Below are 22,542 nucleotides of genomic sequence, written 5' to 3' on the forward strand. Positions count from 1 at the left end.
CCGGCCGGCGCGTCATTCGCAATCGGTCGGCGGCTTGTCGCCGAGCCAGCGCCGCGCGCCGGGCCCGTTGCGGCCCGCGCGGTCTTCCGGGTTGGTCAGCTTGCAGCGTTTCAGCGACAGGCAGCCGCAGCCGATGCATTCGTCGAGGTTGATATAGAGTCGCTGCAGCTCCTCGATCCGGCTCGCGACGCGCTGCTTCCAGCCGCGCGACAGCCGCTGCCAGTCCTTGTTGCTCGGCGCGGTGTCCTCGGGCAGGCTGACGAGCTGCTCGGCGATTTCGTCGAGCGAATAGCCGATCTTCTGCGCGAACACGATGAACGCGATCAGCCGCAGCACCGCGCGCGAATAGTGGCGATGGCTCGAGCCGTTGCGGTGCGACTTGATCAACCCGCGCGTCTCGTAGAAACGCAGCGTCGACGCCGGCACGCCGCTGCGCGCGGCCACTTCGCGGATCGACATCAGCGGCCATTGCGGGGTTTCCTGGATACCCATGACGCCCTCCGGGAAAGCTTGACTTGAAGTTAACTTCAACTTTTATGCTACGCGGCAGTTTAACCCGTCGCGAGGCATCATGCTCTCCTTTTCCCTACGCAGGACGTCGCCTTTGGGCGCGGCTTGCGCCCTGTTGCTGGCGTTGTCGGGCTGTCACGACGGCAAAGGCACATCGTCGGCTCATCCCCTTCCCGAAGTCGGCGTCGCCACCGTTGCGCCACGCACCATCCGCCTCGCGGACGAATTCAACGGGCGCGTCGAAGCGGTCGACGCGGTCGAACTGCGGCCGCGCGTCAGCGGCTATCTGCAGCGTGTCGCGTACAAGGAGGGCGATGTGGTCGCGCAGGGCGCGCTGCTGTTCGAGATCGATCCGCGGCCGTACCGGATCGCGCTCGACCGCGCGAATGCGCAGCAGCAGCGCGCGCGTGCGGCCGCGAGCCTCGCGAACGTGCAGCTCAAGCGCGTGCAGACGCTGATCGATGCGCATGCGACGTCGCAGGAAGAACTCGACAACGCGCGCGCCGCCGCCGAGCAGGCGCGCGCCGATCTGCAGGCGGCCGATGCGGCCGTGGCCGACGCGAAGCTCAATCTCGGCTTCACCGAAGTGCGCGCGCCGATCGCGGGCCGTGTCGGCCGCGCGGTCGCGACCGTCGGCAACCTCGCACGCGCGGACGACACGCTGCTGACGACCGTCGTGTCGCAGGACCCCGTCTACGTGTATTTCGATTGCGACGAGCAGAGCTACCTGCGCTACAACGCGCGGCGCGCCGATCCGAAGCATCGCGCGATCGGCGCCGATCCGGTGCGCGTCGGCCTCGCGAACGAAACGGGCTTTCCGCATGCGGGCACCGTCGATTTCCTCGACAACCGGCTCGATCCGCAAACCGGCACGATCCGCGCCCGCGTGCGGCTGCCGAATGCGGACCATACGTTTACGCCGGGCCTGTATGCGCGCGTGCAGCTCGTCAGCGGCCGCGACCAGGATGCATTGCTGGTCGACGACAAGGCCGTGCTGACCGACCAGGACCGCAAGTACGTCTACGTGATCGGCCCCGGCGACAAGGCGTTGCGCCGTGACGTGACGATCGGCCGCGAGCTCGACGGCGAGCGGATCGTCGAGAAGGGGCTGCAGTCGGGCGACCGAGTGGTGGTCGACGGCGTGCAGCGCATCTACTATCCGGGCGCGCAGGTCAAGCCGAAGGCGCTGCCCGCGCGCGCCGACGCGGGCAGCGCCACGCAGGCGCTCGCCGATGCCGGCGCGCCTGCCGCGCAATGACGGGAGCGAGACGATGGATTTCTCCCGTTTCTTCATCGACCGGCCGATCTTCGCGGTCGTGCTGTCGATCGTCATCTTCGCGCTCGGCCTGATCTCGATTCCGATGCTGCCGGCCGGCGAATATCCGGAAGTCGTGCCGCCGAGCGTCGTCGTGCGTGCCACGTACCCCGGCGCGAACCCGAAGGAAATCGCCGAGTCGGTCGCCGAACCGCTGGAAGAGGCGATCAACGGCGTCGAAGGCATCATGTACATGAAGTCGGTCGCCGGGTCGGACGGCAGCCTGCAGGTCGTCGTCACGTTCCTGCAGGGCGTCGATCCCGACACGGCCGCCGTGCGCGTGCAGAACCGCGTGAGCCAGGCGCTGTCGCGCCTGCCCGACGAGGTGCGGCAGTACGGCGTGACCACGCAGAAGCAGTCGCCCACGCCGCTGATGTACGTGAGCCTCTATTCGCCGGACAACAGCCGCGATTCGCTGTACCTGCGCAACTACCTGACGCTGCACGTGAAGGACGAACTGTCGCGGCTCACCGGCATCGGCGACGTCGGCGTGTACGGCTCCGGCGACTACGCGATGCGGCTGTGGCTCGACCCGAACCGGCTCGCGTCGCGCGGGTTGACCGCGAGCGACGTGATCGCGGCCGTGCGCGAGCAGAACGTGCAGGTGTCGGCCGGCCAGCTCGGCGCGGAGCCGTCGCCGAAGAAAAACGACTTCCTCGTGTCGATCAACGTGCGCGGCCGCCTGCGCACGGTGCAGGAATTCGGCGACATCGTGCTGCGCAACGGCGACGACGGCCAGGTGGTGAAACTGTCCGACGTCGCGCGCATCGAGCTCGGCGCGGGCGACTACACGCTGCGCTCGTATTTCAACGACAAGCATTCGGCCGTGGTCGGCATCTTCCTGTCGCCGGGCGCGAATGCGCTGGACGTCGCGAAGGCCGTGTACGCGAAGCTCGACGAGCTGTCGAAGAGCTTCCCGCCCGGCGTCGCGTACCGCCCCGTGTGGGACCCGACGGTGTTCGTGCGCGAATCGATCCGCGCGGTGCAGCACACGCTGATCGAGGCCGTGGTGCTGGTCGTGCTCGTCGTGATCCTGTTCCTGCAGACCTGGCGCGCGTCGATCATTCCGCTCGTCGCGGTGCCGGTGTCGGTGGTCGGCACGTTCGCGTGGCTCTACCTGCTCGGCTATTCGATCAATACGCTCACGCTGTTCGGGCTCGTGCTCGCGATCGGCATCGTCGTCGACGATGCGATCGTGGTCGTCGAGAACGTCGAGCGCAACATCGCGCAGGGGTTGAGCCCGCGCGATGCCGCGCACCAGGCGATGCGCGAGGTGTCGGGGCCGATCGTCGCGATCGCGCTCGTGCTGTGCGCGGTGTTCGTGCCGATGGCATTCATGTCGGGCGTCACCGGCCAGTTCTACAAGCAGTTCGCGGTGACGATCGCGATCTCGACGGTGATCTCCGCGATCAACTCGCTGACGCTGTCGCCCGCGCTCGCGGCGAAGCTGCTGCGTCCGCACGGCGCGCCGAAGGATGCGTTGACGCGCGGGCTCGATCGCGCATTCGGCTGGCTGTTTCATCCGTTCAACCGCTTCTTCGAGCGCAGTTCCAACCGCTACCACGGCGTCGTCGGGCGCACGCTGAAGCGGCGCGGCGTGGTGTTCGCCGTCTATGCGGCGCTCCTCGCGGCCACCGCGCTGCTGTTCAACGCGGTGCCGGGCGGCTTCATCCCGGTGCAGGACAAGCTGTACCTGTTCGCGGGCGCGAAGCTGCCGGAAGGCGCATCGCTCGCGCGCACCAGCGCGGTGACCGAGCAGATGACGAAGATCGCGCTCGGCACTGACGGCGTCGAGATGGTGCCGGCGTTCGCGGGGCTGAACGCGCTGCAGGGCGTGAACACGCCGAACATCACGAACTCGTACGTGATCCTGAAGCCGTTCGACCAGCGTCACCGCAGCGCCGCGCAGATCAATGCGGACCTGAACGCACGCTTCGCGGCGATCGACGGCGGCATCACCTATGCGCTGATGCCGCCGCCGATCCAGGGCCTCGGCAACGGCTCCGGCTACTCGCTGTACCTGGAGGATCGCGGCGGGCTCGGCTACGGCGAATTGCAGAAGGCGCTCGGCGCGTTCCAGGCCGCGGTCGCGAAGACGCCGGGGATGAGCTATCCCGTCAGCTCGTACCAGGCGAACATTCCGCAGCTCGAGGTGAAGGTCGACCGGCTGAAGGCGAAGGCGCAGGGCGTCGCGCTGACCGATCTGTTCAATACGTTGCAGGTGTATCTCGGCTCGATGTACGTGAACGACTTCAACGTGTTCGGCCGCGTGTATCGCGTGATGGCGCAGGCGGACGCCGGCCACCGGCAGACGGCCGCCGACATCGCGAACCTGCGCACGCGCAACGCGAAGGGCGAGATGGTGCCGATCGGCTCGATGGTGACGGTCGGGCCCGCGTACGGCCCCGACCCGGTGGTCCGCTACAACGGCTATCCGGCCGCCGACCTGATCGGCGACGCCGATCCGAAGATGATGTCGTCGTCGCAGGCGATCGCGAAGCTGCAGCAGATCGCGAAGGAGGTGCTGCCGCCGGGCATCACGCTCGAATGGACCGACCTCAGCTATCAGCAGGTCACGCAGAGCAACGCGGCGATCGTCGTGTTCCCGCTCGCGGTGATGCTGGTGTTCCTGGTGCTTGCGTCGTTGTACGAGAGCTGGACGCTGCCGCTCGCGGTGATCCTGATCGTGCCCGTGTGCATGTGCGCGGCGCTGTTCGGCGTGTGGCTGTCCGGCGGCGACAACAACGTGTTCGTGCAGGTCGGCCTGGTCGTGCTGATGGGGCTTGCGTGCAAGAACGCGATCCTGATCGTCGAATTCGCGCGCGAACTCGAGATCCAGGGCAAGGGCGTGGTCGAAGCCGCGCTCGAGGCGTGCAAGCTGCGGCTGCGTCCGATCGTGATGACGTCGGTCGCGTTCATCGCGGGCTCGGTGCCGCTGCTGATCGGCAGCGGCGCGGGCAGCGAGGTGCGGGCGGCCACCGGCATCACCGTGTTCGCCGGGATGCTGGGCGTCACGCTGTTCGGGCTGTTCCTGACGCCCGTGTTCTATGTGGCGATCCGCAAGCTCGCGGGCGGCACGCCGGCCGTCTGGAGCGAACAGCACGGCACCCTCGAAGGAGAAAACCGATGAGCGCCGCGTTCCGTCTTTCCGCGCTCGCGATGTCGGTGACGCTCGCCGCATGCGCGGTGGGCCCCGATTTCAAACGGCCCGACACCGCCACCGCCGCGCGGTTCGCGCGCGACGCCCACCCGGCGACGCAGCACGATGCGGCGCCGGCCGATACGGCGCCCGAGACGCCGCCCGACGCGTCGGCTGCCGCCGATGCCACGTTCTGGCGCGGGTTCGGCGATCCGACGCTGACGCAGTTGATCGATGCCGCGCTCGCCGCGAATCAGGACCTGCAGGTCGCCGTATCGCGCTACGACGCATCGAATGCGCTGCTGTCGCAGGCCACGTTCGACCGCTATCCGACGATTACCGCGAGCGGCCAGATCGGCCATCGGTTGATGAGCAAGGACCAGGCGTTCGGTGCGCCGCGCAGCCAGCGCGATGCGCCGACGTCGAGCGTCGGCATCAATGCCGCGTGGGAACTCGACCTGTTCGGCCGGGTGCGCCGCTCGATCGAGTCGCAGCGCGCGGAAACGGCGGCCAGCGCGGCCGACGTGCGCGCGGTGCGCGTCGCGATCGCGGGCGAGGTCGCGAGCACGTACGTCGATCTGCGCGGCTCGCAGGAGCGCTTGCGGATCGCCCGCGAGAATGCCGACAACCAGAAGCAGACGCTCGCGCTGATCAATGCGCGCGTCGGCGCGGGACGCGGCTCCGAACTGGATGCGGCGCGCGCGCGTGCGCAGTACGAATCGACGACCTCGCGGATCGCCGTGTACGAAGCCGCGATCGGCGTCGACGAGCATCGGCTCGCGGTGCTGACCGGGCAGACGCCGGACGCGCTGATCGGCCGGTTCGACCTGCCGGGGACGGCCGCGTCGACCGGCACGCCGGTGCTGCTGCCGGCGCTCGCGGCCGACATCGATCCCGGCACGCCGGGCGACCTGCTGCGCCGCCGGCCCGATGTCGCGGCCGCCGAGGCGCGGCTGCATGCGGCGACCGCGCGCGTCGGCGTCGCGACCGCCGACCTGTTCCCGCGCTTCACGCTGTCGGGGCTGCTCGGCAGCGCGACGAGCAGCTACGGGTTCTTTCGCGCGGGCAGCGACACGAACCTGATCGCGCTCGGCATCGACTGGTCGTTTCTCGACGTCGGCCGCGTGCGCGCACGGATCGCCGCGAGCGACGCGGAAGCGGCCGGCCAGCTTGCGCAGTACCGGCAGACCGTGCTCGGCGCGCTGGAGGAAACCGAGAACGCGCTGCTGCGTGTCGCCCGCACGCGCGACGAGACCGCGCACCTCGTGCGCGCGGCCGACGACAGCGCGCGCGCCGCGCAGCTCGCGCAGGCTCGGTTCTCGGCCGGCGCGATCGACTACTACGAAGTGCTGGACGCGCAGCGGACGCTGCTGCAGGCGCAGGACGCCGCGGCCGACGGGCGGATGCGCAGCGCGGCATCGACGGTCGCGCTGTACAAGGCGCTCGCGGGCGGCTGGCCGTCGGGCACGGGGCAGGGCGCGCCCGGTCCGCTCGCGCGGTCGGGGCAGTAGCGCCGGCGGCGCGGCAGGCCGATGCGATGCAGCCTGCCGCGCGCCGCATGACTACACGGTGGCCGGATCGACCTTGTCGATATCGATGCCGTAACGCCGGATCGCTTCGCCGACGCGAGCCCGTTCGATCATGCCGTCGTCGGCGAGCGCCTTCAGTGCGGCGATCGCGATGAAGTGCCGGTCGACCTCGAAGAACGTGCGCAGCGCCTCGCGCGTATCCGAGCGGCCGAAGCCGTCGGTGCCGAGCGACACGAAGCGGCGACCGTCGACGAACGCCCGGATCTGGTCGCCGACGATCTTCATGTAGTCGGTCGCGACGACCACCGGCCCCGCGCGGCCGTCGAGGCATTGCTGCACGTACGGCACGCGCGGCGCCGCGTCCGGATGCAGCAGGTTCCAGCGTTCCGCGGCGAGCCCGTCGCGGCGCAGCTCGGTCAGGCTCGTCGCGCTCCAGACGTCGCTCGACACGCCGAAGTCCTGCGCGAGCAGGTCGCTCGCGGCAAGCGTTTCGCGCAGGATCGCGCCGCTGCCCATCAACTGCACGCGCGGCGCGTCGGCCGCGTGCGGCGGGCCGTCGCGCAGCAGGTAGAGCCCCTTCAGGATGCCGGTTTCCGCACCGTCGGGCAGCGCCGGATGCGGATAGTTCTCGTTGAGCAGCGTGATGTAGTAGTAGACGTCCTCCTGCTCCGCGAACATCCGCCGCAACCCGTCGCGCACGATCACCGCGAGTTCGTACGCATAGGTCGGGTCGTACGACACGCAGTTCGGAATCACCGACGACAGCACCTGGCTGTGCCCGTCGTTGTGCTGCAGCCCTTCGCCCATCAATGTCGTGCGGCCCGACGTCGCGCCGAGCAGGAAGCCGCGCGTGCGCGCGTCGCCGGCGGCCCACGCGAGATCGCCGACCCGCTGCAGCCCGAACATCGAATAGAAGATGTAGAACGGGATCGCCGGCAACCCGTGGTTGCTGTACGCGGTGCCGGCCGCGATCCACGACGCGATCGCGCCCGATTCGTTGATCCCTTCCTGCAGGATCTGCCCGTCCTTCGCTTCCTTGTAGTAGCTGAGCTGACCCGCGTCCTGCGGCGTATAGAGCTGGCCGAGATGCGAATGGATGCCGATCTGGCGGAACAGGCCCTCCATCCCGAACGTGCGCGACTCGTCCGGCACGATCGGCACGACCAGCTTGCCGAGCTGTGGGTCCTTCAGCAGCGTGCCGAGGATGCGCACGAACGCCATCGTCGTCGACAAGCCGCGCTCGCCGGTGTCTTTCAGTTGCGCGTCGAATGCGGCGAGCGGCGGCGTCGGCAGCGGCGCGACCGCGTGGAAGCGGGCCGGCACGTGGCCGCCGAGCGCGGCGCGGCGTTCCGCGAAATAGCGTGCCTCGGCACTGCCCGGTTCCGGCTTCAGGTAAGGCAGCGCGTCGAGCTGCGCGTCGCTGACCGGCAGCGCGAAGCGGTCGCGGAATGCACGTACCGCATCCGCGCTCATCTTCTTCAACTGATGGTTCACGTTCTGGCCTTCGCCGGCTTCGCCCATCCCGAAGCCCTTGACCGTCTTCGCGAGCACGACGGTCGGCCGGCCGTCGGCGCGCATCGCCTGCGCATAGGCCGCATGCACCTTCTCCGGATCGTGGCCGCCGCGCGCCAGTTTCCAGATGTCGTCGTCGGACAGGTCGGCGACCAGATCGAGCAGTTCGGGGTACTTGCCGAAGAAATGCTCGCGCACGTAGGCGCCGCTTTGCGACTTGAAGGTCTGGTAGTCGCCGTCCACGCATTCCATCATGCGCTGGCGCAGCAGGCCCGTCGTGTCGCGTTCGAGCAGGCGATCCCAGCCGCCGCCCCAGATCACCTTGACGACGTTCCAGCCGGCCGCGCGGAACGTGCCTTCGAGTTCCTGGATGACCTTGCCGTTGCCGCGCACCGGGCCGTCGAGGCGCTGCAGGTTGCAGTTGACGACGAAGATCAGGTTGTCGAGCCGCTCGCGCCCGGCCAGCGAGATCGCCGCGAGCGATTCGGGCTGGTCCATTTCGCCGTCGCCGAGAAACGCCCACACCTTGCGGCCCTGATGCGCCTTCAGCCCGCGATATTCGAGGTAACGCATGAAACGCGCCTGATACGCGGCCGTGAGCGGCCCGAGCCCCATCGACACGGTCGGGAACTGCCAGAAATCGGGCATCAGGCGCGGATGCGGATACGACGACAGTCCGTCGCGGCCCGCTTCGCGGCCGGTCTCGCGGCGGAAATGGTCGAGCTGCGCGTCGGTGATGCGGCCTTCCAGGTACGCGCGGCCATAGATGCCGGGCGCCGAGTGGCCCTGGATGTAGACCATGTCGCCGTCGAACGTGTCGGTGCGGCCGCGGAAGAAGTGGTCGAAGCCGACGTCGTACAGCACGGCCGCCGACTGGTAGGTCGCGATGTGGCCGCCGACGTTCGAATGCCGGCCGGCGCGCAGCACCATCACCATCGCGTTCCAGCGAATCATCGCGTTCAGCCGCCGCTCGAGCGCGAGATCGCCCGGGTAGGCCGGCTGCCGCTCGCGCGGCACGGTGTTCACGTACGCGGTCGTCACGCGGCCGTGCAGGTCGCCATGCCGGGCCGCGTCGAGATCGGCGAGCTGGTCGAGCAGATAGTGCGCGCGCGGACGGCCTTCGAGCGCGATCACGGATTCGAGCGCATCGAGCCATTCGCGGGTTTCCTGCGGATCGATGTCGGGTAACGCGAGAGGTGTGGTCATGCAATGTCTCCAGAAGCATCAGGCAGCGCGCAGCGACTGTCGTGGCGCCGCGTCGCGCGACGAAACGCCCGCCGGTTGGCGGGCAAGTAGTTGCAATTGCAATCGTATGACGGGCATTGTTATCGAGGTAAAATTTAATTGCAACTGCAATTCAACGAAAGGAACGACCTGACATGAGCGCACCCGAACCCGATCTGTGGTTCTCGTTCGTCCGCGCGCACCGGACGATGATTCGCGAGATCGAGCGCCGCCTTGCGGCGGCCGGCCTGCCCGCGTACGCGTGGTACGACGCGCTGTGGGGGCTCGAAAGCGGGCCCGACGGCACGCGCCGCATGCACGAACTCGCCGACGTGCTCGCGATCGAGCGCTACAACCTCACGCGGCTCGTCGATCGGCTCGAACAGGATGGGCTCGTCACGCGCGCGCGGTCGGCCGACGATGGCCGCGCGGCGTTTGCGAGCATCACCGACAAGGGGCGGACGCTGCGCAAGAAGATGTGGAAGGTGTACCAGTCGACGGTCGCGGAGCTGTTTCTCGACCAGTTCACCGGCAAGGAGCAGGCGACGATGGCCGCCGCGCTCGATCGCGCGACCGCCGCGGCGCGCGACGCGGCGGCCGACGCGAAGTAACGGCGTCCGGCGCGCATCAGCCGCGCGCATGGCCGCGCATCGCCTGCGCGGCCCAGTCGGCCGGCACGCGGCCATCGTCGGCCAGCAGGCGCAGCGCGACCGCGACGATCCAGCGCGCGGTCGGCGCGCGTGCGCCGGGCCCGGCCGAATCCGCGCCGAGCGCCGTGAAGCGGGCCGGCACGAACGCACCGATCTGCGCGGCAATGTGCCGTGCATAGCCGGTCACCGCGAGCACCGGCGTGCCGCCTTCGCCGAGGCAGGCCCGCACGTGCGGAACGCGCGGGGCGTCATGCGGATGCAGCAGGTTCCAGCGTTCGGCCGCGCGACCGTCGCGCGCGAGCTGCGTATAGCTCGGGCAGCTCCAGATCGTCGAGTCGATTCGCCATTCGTCGTGCAGCAGGTCGGCCGCTTCCCTGACCTGCGCGAGCGTGCTGCCCGCGCCGCACAGCCGGATATGCGCTGCGGCGCCGGCGGCGGCACGCCGGCCGGCCCGCACCATGCCGTTGAACGCGTCGCGGGCGGCCGACGCCGACAGCGGCTTCGCATCGGGCTCGCAGTCGTCATGGCTCGCGAGATAGACGAAGCCAGGCTGGCCGGCGACGTACAGCGTGCGCAGCGCGTGGCGCAGGATCGCGATCGCTTCGTGTCCCGACGCCGGATCGTACGGCGTGCACGCGGCGTTCGCGGCGAGCCAGTGCGGGACGTCGGGCGTCACGCCCTTCGGCCATGACGATGCGGCCGTTTCCGCGTCGTTCACGAAGATCCCGCGATCAACGGTTTCGATCGACGCGAGCCGCAACCGGTCGATCGCGCGCGCATGCAGCAGGTACAACAGCGGCCGCTCGAAGCGCTTGCCCGGATCGAGAAACCGCAGCGGCCACGCACTGATGTGGCGATGCGCGTGCGTGCCGGAAACCGGCTCGCGCGCATCGGCGCGGACGATCCACACGCGCTTCGACGTCGCCGCATCGCGTTCGAGACACTCGGCGGCTGCCCGCATCGCGCCGAGCGGCGAGACCGCCGCGCCCGGCGGCACGAGCCGCCGCGTGGTCAGCCGTTCGAGGCAGGCCGCCGCGGCGCGGCGGGTATCGGGCGTCCGCACGGGCGGACCGGATCGCGCAGTCTGCATGTCCCTCCTTCGAGTACTGGCATGGCGCCGGCGTCATCGATTCCGGCATAGGATTGCAATTGCAACGATTGTAGTTGCAACGATAACCCGATGACAAGGACCGACATGACCTCGACGCACTCCCTCACGTTCTATACGGCCGACACGCCGAACGGGCACAAGATCGCGATCTACCTGGAAGAGGCCGGGCTCGCGCACGATCGCGTGCTGGTGGACCTGTCCGCCGGCGAGCAGCGCAGCCCGGCGTATCTCGCGATCAATCCGAACGGCAAGATCCCGGCCATCGTCGACCACGACACGGGGCTCGCCGTATTCGAATCCGGCGCGATCCTCGGCTATCTCGCCGCCAAGACCGGCTGCCTGCAGCCTGACACGCTGGCCGAGCGCACGGCGGTCCAGCAATGGCTGCATTTCCAGATCGGCGGGATCGGGCCGATGCTCGGCCAGCTGTGGTGGTTCCTGCATGCATCGAAGACGGTCAATGCGGAAGCGATCGACCGCTACCGGAAGGAGGCGCTGCGGCTCTACGGGGTCGTGAACGGCCGCCTGTCGGAATCGGCGTATCTCGCGTCGTCGCGGTATTCGATCGCCGATATCGCCGCGTTCCCGTGGCTGCGCACGACGGCCGAGCTCGATCTCGACGTGACCGGCTTCCCGCACGTCGAGCGCTGGCTCGCCGAGATCGCCGCGCGGCCGGCCGTGCAACGGGGCCTGATCGCATGCCGCGCGCCGGCCGCCGAGGCGGCGCACTGACGTCGCATCGCCCGCGCCGGATGGACGGCGCGGGCGCCGGCCGCTTGGCCGCCGGGAAAACATTGTTCTCCTTCGTCGTAAACGTCTCGAATGCGTGATATTTGCGCGGCCCGATCCGGTTTAGAGTGGCCGCGAATCGATGACGATGTGTCGTATGGCCGCAGCCCCGGGCCGTACCGACGCACGAGGAGCTGGAGACAAAATGAGTGAAGGCAGGATTACGCAGGTCGAGTCGTTCGGTTTCGAGCGCATTCCCGATGCATCGCGCTATGCGCGGCCGATCGATCTGTTCCGGTTGCTGTTCGGCGGTTGCAATACGTTTTCCACATCGGTGCTCGGCAGCTTTCCCGTGCTGGTCGGGCTGTCGTTCAAGGCGGGCGTCTGCGCGATCGTGCTCGGCGTGCTCGCCGGCACCTGCATCCTCGCGCCGATGAGCCTGTTCGGCCCGCGCAACGGCACCAGCGACCCGGTGTCGTCCGGCGCGCATTTCGGCATCCACGGCCGGATCGTCGGCTCGTTCCTCGCGCTGCTCACGTCGATCGCGTTCTTCTCGCTCGCGGTGTGGAGCTCGGGCGACGCGCTCGTCGGCGGTGCGCACAACCTGGCCGGCGTGCCGGTCAACGGCTTCACGCTCGGCGCCGCGTACCTGGTGTTCGCGGTGCTCGTGCTGATCGTCTGCATCTACGGCTTCCGCTTCATGCTGTGGGTCAACAAGATCGCCGTGTGGGCCGCGAGCGTGCTGTTCGTCGCGGGCCTGTTCGCGTTCGTCGGCCTGTTCGACATGCGCTACGCGGGTACGCTGCAACAGGGTAGCGCGGGCTTCTGGGCCGCGTTCGTCGGCGCGGTGCTGGTCGCGCTGAGCAACCCGGTGTCGTTCGCGTCGACGCTGGGCGACTGGGCGCGCTACATTCCGCAGCACACGCCGAAGCGTCGCGTGATGGGGGCGGTGTTCGCCGCGCAGATCGCGACCTTCGTGCCGTTCTTCTTCGGCCTCGCGACCGCGACGATCATCGCGTCGAAGGCGCCCGCGTTCATCGCGTCGAACGACTACGTCGGCGGATTGCTCGCGATTTCGCCGCGCTGGTTCCTGCTGCCGATGTGCCTGATCGCGATCATCGGCGGGATGTCGACCGGCACGACCGCGCTGTACGGCACGGGCCTCGACGTATCGAGCATGTTCCCGCGGGTCCTGAACCGTGTGCGCGCGACGCTGCTGATCGGCACGATCGCGATCGCGTTCATCTTCGTCGGGCGTTTCTGGTTCAACCTCGTCGAAAGCGTCGCGACGTTCTCGACGCTGATCGACACGTTCAGCTGCCCGTGGATGGCGATCATGGTGATCGGCTACGTGACCCGCCGCGGTTACTATCTCGCCGACGATCTGCAGGTGTTCAATCGCGGGCTGCGCGGTGGCCACTACTGGTTCACGCACGGCTGGAACGTGCGCGCGATGGGCGCGTGGCTGCCGGCCGCGTTCGTCGGGCTCGCGTTCGTGAACCTGCCGGGCCAGTTCGTCGGGCCGCTCGGTAACCTCGCGGGCGGGCTCGACCTGAGCGTGCCGCTGTCGCTGGCGGTCGGCGGGATGCTGTACTTCGCGCTGCTGACGCTGTATCCGGAACCGGACGGCGTGTACGGCCCGCACGGGCGCCGTTTCGTGCGGGGCGGCAAGCGGAAGGCGCGCGAGGTCGGCGCACCGGCGATCCAGCCGAAGGGATACTGATTGCTGGTCGACGGATTGCACCTGATCCGGAAACGACAACGCCGCCGTGCGGGCTCAGCCGCCGGCGGCGTTGTCGTTTGGGTTGACGTTTGTGGCGAAGCGCCGCGTTGTGTCAGTGGAACGTGCTGCCCGCGAGCAGCCCGCCGTCGACGATGAATTCCGAGCCCGTGCAATACGTGGATTCGTCGGACGCGAGGAACAGCACGAGGCTGGCCACTTCGTCGGGCTTGCCGATGCGCGCGATCGGCAGGCCGCTGTAGATCGACGACGGATCGAAATCCGCGAACTCGGGCGGGCGCGCCATCACCGTATCGATGCCGCCCGGATGCACCGAGTTCACGCGAATGCCGTGGCGGCCGAATTCGAGCGCGGCGGCCTTCGTCATCCCGCGCACCGCGAACTTGCTCGACACGTAAGCGCTGCCGCCCGCGACGCCTTCCATCCCGGCCGTCGACGACACGTTGACGATCGACCCGCCGCCCGCGTCCTTCAGCGCGGCCAGTGCCGACTTCATCCCGAGCCAGCAGCCGACCTGGTTCACGTCGATCACCTTGCGGTAGTCGTCGAGCGAGCACGCTTCGATCGGCACGAGCTTCAGGATCGCCGCGTTGTTCACGAGAATGTCCAGCCGGCCGAACTGCGCGAGCGTGGCCTGAACGGCGGCGTGCCAGTCGGCTTCGTTCGTCACGTCGAGATGCTGGAAGCGTGCGGCATCGCCGAGTTCGGCCGCGACGCGCCGGCCGGCGTCGTCCAGCACGTCGGCGATCACCACGCGTGCGCCTTCGGCGACGAACCGGCGCGCTTCCGCTTCGCCCTGGCCGCGGGCGCCGCCCGTGATCAGCGCCACCTTGCCTTCGAGTCGTTTCATCGTGCTTGCTCCTGTGAGTGAAAGGGGGCGTGCGCGGCTCGCGTGGACGCGGCCGCCGCGTCCACGCTGCGGACCGGATCGCCACCGCGCCACGCGCGGGCTTCGGCGATGCCGTGCGCGATCAGGTCGCGCATGCCGGCGCCTTCGATCACTTCGATGCGCACGCCGGGATCGTCGGCGTCGTCGAGATACGCGACGCGTGTGGCCGCGTTGTGCGCATCGAACACGACGCGCAGGCCGCGGGCGGCGAGCCGTGCGACCGCCGCATCGAGATCGTCGACGACCCACGCGACGTGATGCAGGCCGACGAGCGGCTGCCCGTGCGCGTCGCGATACGGCGACGGCGTGTCGTTCGTCACGTGTATCAGTTCGATCTGTAGATCGCCGCGATACGCGAGCCCGACGTCCATCGTGACCGTCACCGGTTTGCCGAGATGGCGGCCGTCGAGCCGCACGTTGCGGAACACGGTCCACGGGCCGACCTCATGGCGGGCGCGCCAGCGCGCGATGCTGCGGTCGAGGTCGGCGACTACGTAGCCGATCTGGTCGATGGGGCCGAGGGCGGGGTCGTGCATGTCGTCTCCGTGGCGGACGCACCGGTGCGTGCCGTGCGATGCATGACGGCCATGATCGCAACAAAGCGCGTGTTTCGTGCCATCCAAACGGACGAGTAGGCGCGCACGCAGCGTCGTGCGATGCGGCGCCCCGACGCAACGCGTGCGCGAGCTGAAAGCGGGCAATGCGCTCGACGCGTTACCGCGCGTTCGGCCCGTTGACCGTCAGCCGGCACACGGTCGCGAGCGCGAGCAGGTTCGGGTCGCGCTCGCGACGATGCAGGAAGCTCAGGCCGATCGTCTGGCGGATCGTCGGTCCGGCGAGCGGTCGCGAGCGCGATCCGGTGCGCGACCAGATCGCGCACGCGGCCCGGCAGCAGCGAGCAGCCGACGCCGCCCGACACGAGGTTGGTCAGCGAGAAGATGTCGCCCACGCGCATCACGACGTTCGGCGTGACACCGGCCGCGCGGAACGCCTCCGTGAAGCCGTGGCGCGTCGCGAAGCCTTCGCCGAGCGACACGAACGGTTCGTCGCCGCATGCGTGGAGATCGATCGCATCGCGTTGCGCATACGGCGAATCGACCGACGCGGCGAAGGACATCTCGTCCTCGAACAGCGCGATCGACTCGATCTCGGCGTCCGGGTCGGGCAGCGCCATCAGCGACGCCAGATAGGGCACGATCCATCGGCGCGGGCCACAGGCGGGGTATCGGGCGAGCCGATGATGAGCATCGCGGCCGGCCATCTACCGCGGCGGCCGCCGCGTCATTACGCTTGGGCGATCGTCCACTCTGTCCGGAAGGTCGCCATGTCCCGGCTCGACTACACCCTGCTCGGCCCCTGCCTGCTCGCCATCGCGCTCGACGCGATGGGGTTCGGGCTCGTCTATCCGATGATGTCCGCGATCTTCAGCGATCCGCACGCGGGCATCCTGCCGGCCGACGCCGGCGCGCATGCGCGCAATTTCTATCTCGGCCTCGGCTACGGGATCTACCCGCTGTGCATGTTCTTCGGCTCGTCGCTGATGGGCGAGCTATCCGATCGCTACGGCCGCCGCCGGATCCTGCTGCTGTGCGTGCTCGGCCTCGCGGCCGGCTACGCGCTGATGGCGGGCGGCGCGTGGTGGGCCAGCATCGCGCTGCTGCTGGTCGGCCGTGGGCTCACGGGCCTGATGGCCGGCTGCCAGGGCATCGCGCAGGCGGCCATCACCGATCTCAGCACACCCGACACGAAGGCGTACAACATGAGCATCATGTCGCTCGCGTTCAGCGCGGGCGTGATCGTCGGCCCGGTGCTCGGCGGCGTCACGTCCGACCGGACGATCTCGCCGCTGTTCGACTACGGCACGCCGTTCGTGCTGGTCGCCGCGCTGTCGCTGATCTGCGCGGGCTGGACCTGGGCGTCGTATCGCGATTCCGCCGCGCTGCGCGGCGATACGCGCATCGATCCATTGCTGCCGCTGCGGATCATCTGGGAGGCCGCGCGACAGCGCAACGTCGCGTTCCTGTCGGTGGTGTTCTTCCTGATGCAGGTCGGCTACGGACTCTACCTGCAGACCATCATGCTGCTGTTGCAGGCGAAATTCGGCTATACGAGCGCGCGGCTCGGGCTGTTCAGCGGCGTGATCGGCATCTGTTTCGTGTTCGGGCTGCTGTGTGTCGTGCGGTTGATGTTGCGCGTGTGGCGTGTGATCGATATCGCGAAGACGGGCTTGCTCGTGGCCGGCCTTGGCCAGATCCTGTCCGCGCTGTTTCCGCACGAACCGGTGCTGTGGGCGCTCGCGATGGTCGTCGGCTGCTTCGACATGGTTGCGTACACGACGATGTATACGGCGTTTTCCGATGCCGTCAGCGACGATCGGCAGGGCTGGGTGCTCGGCGTCGCGGGCTCGGTGATGGCGGTCGCGTGGGTCGTGACGGGCGCGCTGACGAACCTGCTGCCCGTATTCGGCGAAATCGGACTGCTGCTGATCGGCGGCGCGGGTTTCCTGCTCAGCTTCGCGATGATGGTCGCGTACGGCCGCACGCGGCCGGGCGCGCGAACGGCCGCGCTCTCGTAAGTTGCTCACACGTACGTTGGCCCGATCCTGTCGGAGGTTGTCCCGCGCGCCGCTGTCGCATCGCGCCGCGCGGCCCGACACTGGCGCGTCGCGGCCGGAGAGGTTCCGGGCCGCGTGCGGCGGCGCCGGCTGGGCCGGCGCGCCGTTTCGTCAATGTACCCACCGAGAGAGCATGTCATGCAACATCCGACCATCCGTACCCTGGCCGGCGCGAGCGCGCCGACGTCGATCGCCGCCGCCCGCACCGCGCTGCTGGTGATCGATTTCCAGAACGAATACTTCAGCGGCCGCCTGCCGATTCCGGACGGGCCGCGCGCGCTGGGCAACACGCAGCGCGTGATCGCGTTCGCCGATCGCGCGGGCATTCCGGTGTTCCACGTCCAGCACGTCGATACGGCCGACAGCCCGATCTTCGCCGACGGCAGCGACGGCTTCCGTTTTCATGCGGACCTGCAGCCGGCGCCGCATCACGCCGTCGTGAAGAAAACGTCGGTGAGCGTCTTCCCGACGACGGATCTCGATGCGCGGCTCAAGGCGGCCGGCATCGACACGCTGATCGTCACCGGCCTGATGACGCATGCGTGCGTGGCCGGCGCGGCACGCGATGCAGTGCCGCTGGGCTATGCGGTGATCGTCGTCGACGATGCCTGTGCGACGCGCGACCTCGACGTCGCGGACGGCGGCACGGTGCCGCACCGCGAGCTCCATCGCGCGACGCTGGCCGCGCTGTCGGACACGTTCGGCGACGTGCTGACGACCGAGCAGGTGCTGGCGCTCGGCGTCGCGTGACGGCGGCCGGTTCGCGCGTCAGCCGGCCCCGCCCGGCGCGGCGTACACGACTTCGCCGCGGAAGCACGTTTCGATCACGCGGGCCTGCGCGAACGTCTCGACCGGGTGCGCGAACGGATTGCGGTCGAGGATCGCGAAGCTCGCGTCCTTGCCCGCTTCGAGCGAGCCCGTGCAGTCGTCGAAGCGCAGCGCATACGCGGTGTTGACCGTATAGGCCTCGAGCATCGTGAGCAGGTCGAGCCGTTCGTGCGGATTCCACGGCGGGCTGTCCGGCTGGTCGATCAGCAGGTGCGTGACGCCCGTCTGGATGATCTGCATCGGGTCCATCGTGCTGACCGACCAGTCCGAACCGGCCGCGAGCATCGCCCCCGCGTTGCGCAGGCTGCGGAACGGATAGTTGCGCGCAGTGCGCTCGGCGCCGAGCAGGTCACGGTAGAGCTGTTGCTGCTCCTCGCGGGCGGCGGTCCACAGCGTCTGCACGCTCGCGATCGCGCCGAGCCGGTTGAAGCGGCTCATGTCGGCCGGATCGACGAGTTGCAGGTGCGCGAGCTGCGCGCGCCGGTCGCGCATCCCGTTGCGGCGCTGGACGGTTTCGAGCGCGTCGAGCGTCATGCGCACCGCGCGGTCGGCGAGCGTGTGGAAGTGCAGGTCGAAGCCGGCCGTATCGGCGAGCAGGCAGATTTCGTTCAGTGCGTCCTGGCTCCACAGCGCGAGGCCGCAGTCGTCGGTGCCGGCGTACGGCTCGAGCAGCGCGGCGGTTTTCGATTCGGGCACGCCGTCGACGAAAATCTTCACCGTATGCAGGCGCAGGTTGTCGCGCTCGTACTCACGGCGCCACGCGACGAAGCGTTCGACCTGCTCGCGCGGATCGCGGCGCGGGTTCGCATAGAGGCCCGCGCTCATGTAGGCCTTCAGCGTGCCGGCGCGCTGCGCGTCGGCGTAAGCCTTGAGTTCCGCCTCCTCGACGCGTGCGTCGAACCAGCCGGTGATGCCGTAGCCGTGCGCCATCGCATGGGCTTTCGCGAGCGACTTCGGGTAGCCGGCCGGGCTCAGTTGCGGAATGATCGGGCAGACGCGGTAGAACGCCGCTTCATGCACGACGCCGGTCGGCGCGCCCGACGCATCGCGCTCGATCACGCCGCCGGACGGATCGGGCGTATCGGTGCGGATGCCGGCCGCTTCGAGTCCTTTCGTGTTGAGGCAGCCGCTGTGCACGTCGAAGCCGACCACGAGCAGCGGCCGGTCGGGCACGACCCGGTCGAGCCGTGCGCGGGTCGGATACGCGCCGAACGCGGCGAGGTTCGCGCCGCCGAGATAGACCCACGGCTCGTTCGGCGTCGCATCGGCGCATGCGCGGATGCGTTGCACGATCGTGTCCGGATCGTTGATGCCGGACAGGTCGAAGTCGCCGAGGATCTGATGGCCTTCGAGCGGATGAACGTGACCGTCGATGAAGCCGGGCAGCATCAGCCGGCCGGCGAGGTCGACCGTCCGCGTCGCGGGGCCGGCCAGCGGGCGGATGTCGTCGTCGCGGCCGACCGCGACGATCTTGCCGTCCTTCGTCGCAAGGGCCTGCGCGAAGCGGCGCTGCGCGTCGCCCGTGTAAAGCAGGCCGTTCAGATAGACGGTATCGGCGTGTTGCATGTGTCTCCTCCGGATGGGGGCGTGTCGACGGGCGCACGCGTCCGACGGGCGGGCCGTGTGGCTCGTCCGGTCGCATGAACCCGGTCGGGTTGGAATGGGATGCGGGGCGTTATGTCCCGGTGCCGCGCGGCAGAGGTGGGGCTGCGCGGGGATGAAGGCCGACCACGGCTACCGGAGCGTCATGCCGGGTTCGCCGACGAGCGCGTATCGGTACAGCGGCGGTCGACGTGCACGCGGCCGCGCGGGCCGGCGTCCCTCCGGTATTCGGCATTGCGTGTCTCCGTGGCATCCGACGCGTTCCTGTCGTCGGTGGAGACAGATACTAGGAGCGGGAGCGGCGGCTGTCTGTCATCGTTTTGAGGACAACGCGCGACAAAGGAGGACGGACGGTAGAAGTCACGACGTAGCGGTGGCGGCTAGTTGCCGCGGTCTTCCGGCGTTGCTTCTTCCTCGACGCACCACGCGAAGAGCCTGGCCCGGTTCGCGACGCCGAGTTTCGCGAGCGCACGGCCGAGATAGGTGCGTACGCTGCTCGGCTTGAGCGCGAGCGTGTCGGCGATCCGCGGAACAGGCTGGCCCTGCAGCACCGCGCGGCACACGAGCCGTTCGCGCTGCGACAGCGTCGCGCCGCTGCGCGCCAGGCGCTGTTCGAAGCGCTGCAGCAGCGCGCCGTCGTCCGAGCGCGGTGTCAGGCGGGCGAGCCGCGCATGCTGGATCAGCAGCGGCAGCACGAAATCGCCGAGCTGACGCAGCAGTGCCAGTTCGGCCAGCGTATAGGACGGCTGGCCGCGCCGGCGGAACAGCGAGAACGCATAGACGTAGTCGCGTTCGCTGCCGAGCAGCGTGCAGTCTTCGCCGAGCTCGCCGAGCGCGAACTGGCGGCCGTACTCGGTCGCCGTGTCGATTTCCTCGTTGCACGAGAACACGAGCTGCGAATCGGTCGCGCGCTCGATGTGCGGAAGCAGCGTGTCGGAGCGCCAGTCGCCCTGTGTATACAGATCGAGCGCGTGGCGCGTGCCGTCCGGATCGTCGCCGCCGGCGAAGAACAGCACGTCGACGCTGTCGACCGAGTGCGACGGCGCGTCGCGACGGTAACGCGTCGCGACGCTGTAATGGGACTGCGGGTCGACGGTTTCGCGCAGCCACGCCCAGAGCCGGGCGGGAAACTGCGGACTGCCGAGGCTGGCGACCAGGTCGCCGGCGTTGCTCAGGGAAATATGGGCGGGGCTCATCGTTGACACCGTCTTCGCGAACGGCCGCGCGTGCAGGCCGTGCGTCGCGTGCGGCGGCGCGGTGGCCGGCATTGCGATCATGCGAGACGGAGGCCGGCGCGGCGGCGAAGCACGATTGTAGGGGAGTTCGCCGCCGCGGGGCATCCGCGCTTGCCCGGCGGCCGGCCGACGCTCCGGTGAGCGCGATGCGGTGCCGGTCGCGGCGTGCCGCGCGCCGGCCTCGTGCATCAGGACAATCAGAACATCGTGTTCCGGTTCGCGGACGTTTCGGGTACCGGCTGGATCACGTCCCAGTGTTCGACGATCTTGCCGTCCTTCACGCGGAAGATGTCGACCACCGCTTCGCCGCGATCGCCGGGCCGCTCGGTCGCATGCACGTGCAGGTAGACGAGATCGCCGTCGGCCGCGCTGCGGACGATGCGCGCGCGCGAAGCCGGGTTCTTCTGGAACGCGCCGACGAAGTACGACACGAACGGCTGCTTGCCGTCCGGCACGTGCGGGTTGTGCTGTTTGTAGTCGTCCGCGACGACGGCGGCGGCTTCGACTGCTTCGTGCCGGTTGAAGAAGCGGTCGTAGAACGTCAGCACCAACTGGCGGTTGGCTTCCTCCGCGGCCAGGTCGCGCGTGGCCGGGCCGGCAGCCAGCGCGGCCGCCGATGATGCGGCCAGCAGAACGAATGCGGCAACGGCGCGAGCGGGGGAGCGGAACGATGACATGTAGCGTTTTCCTTGTCTGACGGTTCGTGGAGGGATGCGCGAGCGAGACGGCGGCTTTGCGCGGCGCGCGACGATCGGCGGTCGGTGCGGGCGGGGCGCGACGTGCACGCCGTATCGGCATCAACGGCGCGCCGACGAGACCACGTTGCCGCTGCCGGTATTGCGACGCCGCGGGGCATCGTCATGCTTCGTTGAACTGGCGAATCCGGGCGGCTGTCGGCCGATCGAATGGTACAGTTGCCGCGAACCCGTCACAAGAAGTCATCGCGGTGTGAACAGGTCACGCCGCGGTGACCGCGCATCGCCCTTGAAAGAGAATGCCGTCATGCCGCTTCCGTCCGCCGACGAATCCGTCGAACTCGATCAGCCATGCCCGATCCGCGATGTGCTCGACCGCATCGGCGACCAGTGGAGCCTGCTCGTACTCGAGGCGCTGGCGGGCGGAACGATACGCTTCAACGAACTCGGCCGTACGATCGGCGATGTGTCGAACCAGATGCTGTCGCGCACGCTGAAGCGGCTCGAACACGACGGTTTCGTCAGCCGCACGCTGTTCGCCGAAGTGCCGCCGCGTGTCGAATATGCGTTGACCGACCTCGGGCGTTCGTTCCTGACGCCGATGCAAGCGATGATCCGGTGGGCCGACGAACATCATCGCGCGATCTGCGCGGCGCGCCGTCGGGCGCGCGAGCAGGAAGGCGGCGGGCGTTGAGTGCGCTGCGTGCATCGGTTCGTTGACTGGCGGTGCGCGGCAGGCGAGCTCGACGGGTTGAAGCATGTGCGGATGCATTCGCATCGCCATCGCGTGACTTCGTTATCCGAAGGATGGCGTCGGAATGGATAGCCCGACGATAGGTTGATTTGGCACCCTTGCCGTGGCGACTGATTCCGTGGCGCGAGCGGCGGCGGTTCTCGCGCGCCGTCCGGCCCGGGCGCTTCATCGGCCGGTATCGAGCCGCTGCTTACCGCCACGAACCGTCGACGTAGATCCAAACCGGCCCTTGGCGGCGCCAGTAGCCGGGCACCCAGCGGCGCCCGGGGCGCCGTGCGACCCAGCGACCGGACACCCATATATAGCGACCGCGCTGCCAGCGCCAGTAGCCGTCCGTCCATATATAGCCGTGCGGCCGCGGCGGCGGCGGGCGACGATCGTGGCGTGCCGCCGGCGGTGCGAAGCTCGGCCGATCCGCATAGGGCGGCCCGCCCGGTACGCGGTTCGGACCGGAGGGGCGATACA

General features: G+C 68.9%; 18 protein-coding genes and 1 pseudogene. 9 read left to right on the forward strand and 10 right to left on the reverse strand.

What is annotated here, in order from left to right:
* Positions 1–12: 12 nt before the first annotated feature.
* Positions 13–492, reverse strand: a complete 480-nt coding sequence (gene soxR / locus H0X91_RS19650; RefSeq protein ID WP_006485131.1) for a redox-sensitive transcriptional activator SoxR — start codon at positions 490–492, stop codon at positions 13–15.
* A gap of 79 nt (positions 493–571) precedes the next feature.
* On the opposite strand from soxR, the gene H0X91_RS19655 reads away from it, so the two are divergent.
* Genes H0X91_RS19655 through H0X91_RS19665 form a run of 3 tightly spaced genes read left to right on the forward strand, consistent with a single transcriptional unit; the run spans position 572 to position 6,475 of the window.
* Positions 572–1,768 (forward strand): efflux RND transporter periplasmic adaptor subunit, encoded by a 1,197-nt coding sequence (locus tag H0X91_RS19655; RefSeq protein ID WP_034202164.1) that lies wholly within the window; start codon positions 572–574, stop codon positions 1,766–1,768.
* Positions 1,769–1,781: 13 nt separating this feature from the next.
* Positions 1,782–4,955, forward strand: a complete 3,174-nt coding sequence (locus tag H0X91_RS19660) for an efflux RND transporter permease subunit (protein ID WP_196433259.1) — start codon at positions 1,782–1,784, stop codon at positions 4,953–4,955.
* Positions 4,952–6,475 (forward strand): efflux transporter outer membrane subunit, encoded by a 1,524-nt coding sequence (locus H0X91_RS19665; protein ID WP_058903267.1) that lies wholly within the window; start codon positions 4,952–4,954, stop codon positions 6,473–6,475. The genes H0X91_RS19660 and H0X91_RS19665 overlap by 4 nt, the downstream gene beginning before the upstream one ends.
* A 51-nt stretch (positions 6,476–6,526) precedes the next feature.
* On the opposite strand, the gene aceE is transcribed toward H0X91_RS19665, so the two are convergent.
* A complete protein-coding gene (gene aceE, locus H0X91_RS19670; RefSeq protein ID WP_196433260.1) occupies positions 6,527–9,211 on the reverse strand; it encodes a pyruvate dehydrogenase (acetyl-transferring), homodimeric type in 2,685 nt (894 codons plus the stop codon).
* 173 nt (positions 9,212–9,384) lie between these two features.
* On the opposite strand from aceE, the gene H0X91_RS19675 reads away from it, so the two are divergent.
* On the forward strand, positions 9,385–9,840 hold the full coding sequence (locus H0X91_RS19675; protein WP_006485425.1) for a MarR family winged helix-turn-helix transcriptional regulator: 456 nt from the start codon (positions 9,385–9,387) through the stop codon (positions 9,838–9,840).
* Between the two features lie 16 nt (positions 9,841–9,856).
* Here the strand turns inward: H0X91_RS19675 and H0X91_RS19680 are convergent, their stop codons facing one another.
* A complete protein-coding gene (locus H0X91_RS19680; protein ID WP_006496897.1) occupies positions 9,857–10,969 on the reverse strand; it encodes a transketolase-like TK C-terminal-containing protein in 1,113 nt (370 codons plus the stop codon).
* A 105-nt stretch (positions 10,970–11,074) separates the two neighbouring features.
* Here H0X91_RS19680 and H0X91_RS19685 point away from each other — a divergent pair, with 105 nt between their 5' ends.
* Complete coding sequence (locus H0X91_RS19685) at positions 11,075–11,722, forward strand: glutathione S-transferase family protein (RefSeq protein WP_196433265.1); 648 nt, start codon at positions 11,075–11,077, stop codon at positions 11,720–11,722.
* 202 nt (positions 11,723–11,924) lie between these two features.
* Positions 11,925–13,442 carry a purine-cytosine permease family protein gene (locus H0X91_RS19690; protein WP_196433261.1) on the forward strand — a complete coding sequence of 506 codons (1,518 nt, stop codon included), beginning with the start codon at positions 11,925–11,927 and terminating at the stop codon, positions 13,440–13,442.
* Positions 13,443–13,554: 112 nt separating this feature from the next.
* On the opposite strand, the gene H0X91_RS19695 is transcribed toward H0X91_RS19690, so the two are convergent.
* From H0X91_RS19695 to H0X91_RS19705, 3 genes and pseudogenes are all read right to left on the reverse strand, one after another.
* Complete coding sequence (locus H0X91_RS19695; protein ID WP_006496902.1) at positions 13,555–14,310, reverse strand: glucose 1-dehydrogenase; 756 nt, start codon at positions 14,308–14,310, stop codon at positions 13,555–13,557.
* Positions 14,307–14,885 (reverse strand): VOC family protein, encoded by a 579-nt coding sequence (locus H0X91_RS19700; protein ID WP_060268165.1) that lies wholly within the window; start codon positions 14,883–14,885, stop codon positions 14,307–14,309. Before H0X91_RS19700 ends, H0X91_RS19695 begins: the two co-directional genes overlap by 4 nt.
* A gap of 178 nt (positions 14,886–15,063) precedes the next feature.
* Positions 15,064–15,532: pseudogene (locus H0X91_RS19705) on the reverse strand (LysR substrate-binding domain-containing protein); the annotation flags it as partial.
* 141 nt (positions 15,533–15,673) lie between these two features.
* Here H0X91_RS19705 and H0X91_RS19710 point away from each other — a divergent pair.
* Positions 15,674–16,924 carry an MFS transporter gene (locus H0X91_RS19710; protein ID WP_196433262.1) on the forward strand — a complete coding sequence of 417 codons (1,251 nt, stop codon included), beginning with the start codon at positions 15,674–15,676 and terminating at the stop codon, positions 16,922–16,924.
* Positions 16,925–17,101: 177 nt separating this feature from the next.
* Entirely contained in the window at positions 17,102–17,713 is a 612-nt protein-coding gene (locus tag H0X91_RS19715) for a cysteine hydrolase family protein (protein WP_006492743.1), read from the forward strand.
* Positions 17,714–17,731: 18 nt separating this feature from the next.
* Here the strand turns inward: H0X91_RS19715 and H0X91_RS19720 are convergent, their stop codons facing one another.
* The 3 genes from H0X91_RS19720 to H0X91_RS19730 all read right to left on the reverse strand — a co-directional run bounded on the left by H0X91_RS19720 (position 17,732) and on the right by H0X91_RS19730 (position 21,305).
* Positions 17,732–19,357, reverse strand: coding sequence for an amidohydrolase (locus tag H0X91_RS19720; protein ID WP_196433263.1), 1,626 nt, complete (start codon positions 19,355–19,357; stop codon positions 17,732–17,734).
* A gap of 416 nt (positions 19,358–19,773) precedes the next feature.
* Entirely contained in the window at positions 19,774–20,670 is an 897-nt protein-coding gene (locus H0X91_RS19725; RefSeq protein ID WP_230877973.1) for a helix-turn-helix transcriptional regulator, read from the reverse strand.
* Positions 20,671–20,825: 155 nt separating this feature from the next.
* On the reverse strand, positions 20,826–21,305 hold the full coding sequence (locus H0X91_RS19730) for a nuclear transport factor 2 family protein (RefSeq protein ID WP_006496909.1): 480 nt from the start codon (positions 21,303–21,305) through the stop codon (positions 20,826–20,828).
* 325 nt (positions 21,306–21,630) lie between these two features.
* On the opposite strand from H0X91_RS19730, the gene H0X91_RS19735 reads away from it, so the two are divergent.
* A complete protein-coding gene (locus H0X91_RS19735) occupies positions 21,631–22,017 on the forward strand; it encodes a winged helix-turn-helix transcriptional regulator (protein ID WP_006496910.1) in 387 nt (128 codons plus the stop codon).
* Positions 22,018–22,267: 250 nt separating this feature from the next.
* On the opposite strand, the gene H0X91_RS19740 is transcribed toward H0X91_RS19735, so the two are convergent.
* Positions 22,268–22,542 (reverse strand): YXWGXW repeat-containing protein (locus tag H0X91_RS19740; protein WP_077202590.1); only part of this gene is annotated, 275 nt, incomplete at its 5' end.

The organism is Burkholderia sp. 9777_1386 (assembly GCF_015712265.1).
In the GTDB taxonomy this organism is placed as follows: Bacteria; Pseudomonadota; Gammaproteobacteria; order Burkholderiales; family Burkholderiaceae; genus Burkholderia; species Burkholderia cenocepacia.

Coding starts and splice junctions, on each gene's coding strand:
- H0X91_RS19710 (WP_196433262.1), top strand. CDS start 15,674: ATGTCCCGGCTCGACTACACCCTGCTCGGCCCCTGCCTGCTCGCCATC.
- aceE (WP_196433260.1), bottom strand. CDS start 9,211: ATGACCACACCTCTCGCGTTACCCGACATCGATCCGCAGGAAACCCGC.
- H0X91_RS19690 (WP_196433261.1), top strand. CDS start 11,925: ATGAGTGAAGGCAGGATTACGCAGGTCGAGTCGTTCGGTTTCGAGCGC.
- H0X91_RS19715 (WP_006492743.1), top strand. CDS start 17,102: ATGCAACATCCGACCATCCGTACCCTGGCCGGCGCGAGCGCGCCGACG.
- H0X91_RS19675 (WP_006485425.1), top strand. CDS start 9,385: ATGAGCGCACCCGAACCCGATCTGTGGTTCTCGTTCGTCCGCGCGCAC.
- H0X91_RS19655 (WP_034202164.1), top strand. CDS start 572: ATGCTCTCCTTTTCCCTACGCAGGACGTCGCCTTTGGGCGCGGCTTGC.
- H0X91_RS19685 (WP_196433265.1), top strand. CDS start 11,075: ATGACCTCGACGCACTCCCTCACGTTCTATACGGCCGACACGCCGAAC.
- soxR (WP_006485131.1), bottom strand. CDS start 492: ATGGGTATCCAGGAAACCCCGCAATGGCCGCTGATGTCGATCCGCGAA.
- H0X91_RS19665 (WP_058903267.1), top strand. CDS start 4,952: ATGAGCGCCGCGTTCCGTCTTTCCGCGCTCGCGATGTCGGTGACGCTC.
- H0X91_RS19700 (WP_060268165.1), bottom strand. CDS start 14,885: ATGCACGACCCCGCCCTCGGCCCCATCGACCAGATCGGCTACGTAGTC.
- H0X91_RS19660 (WP_196433259.1), top strand. CDS start 1,782: ATGGATTTCTCCCGTTTCTTCATCGACCGGCCGATCTTCGCGGTCGTG.
- H0X91_RS19680 (WP_006496897.1), bottom strand. CDS start 10,969: ATGCAGACTGCGCGATCCGGTCCGCCCGTGCGGACGCCCGATACCCGC.
- H0X91_RS19720 (WP_196433263.1), bottom strand. CDS start 19,357: ATGCAACACGCCGATACCGTCTATCTGAACGGCCTGCTTTACACGGGC.
- H0X91_RS19695 (WP_006496902.1), bottom strand. CDS start 14,310: ATGAAACGACTCGAAGGCAAGGTGGCGCTGATCACGGGCGGCGCCCGC.
- H0X91_RS19735 (WP_006496910.1), top strand. CDS start 21,631: ATGCCGCTTCCGTCCGCCGACGAATCCGTCGAACTCGATCAGCCATGC.
- H0X91_RS19725 (WP_230877973.1), bottom strand. CDS start 20,670: ATGATCGCAATGCCGGCCACCGCGCCGCCGCACGCGACGCACGGCCTG.
- H0X91_RS19730 (WP_006496909.1), bottom strand. CDS start 21,305: ATGTCATCGTTCCGCTCCCCCGCTCGCGCCGTTGCCGCATTCGTTCTG.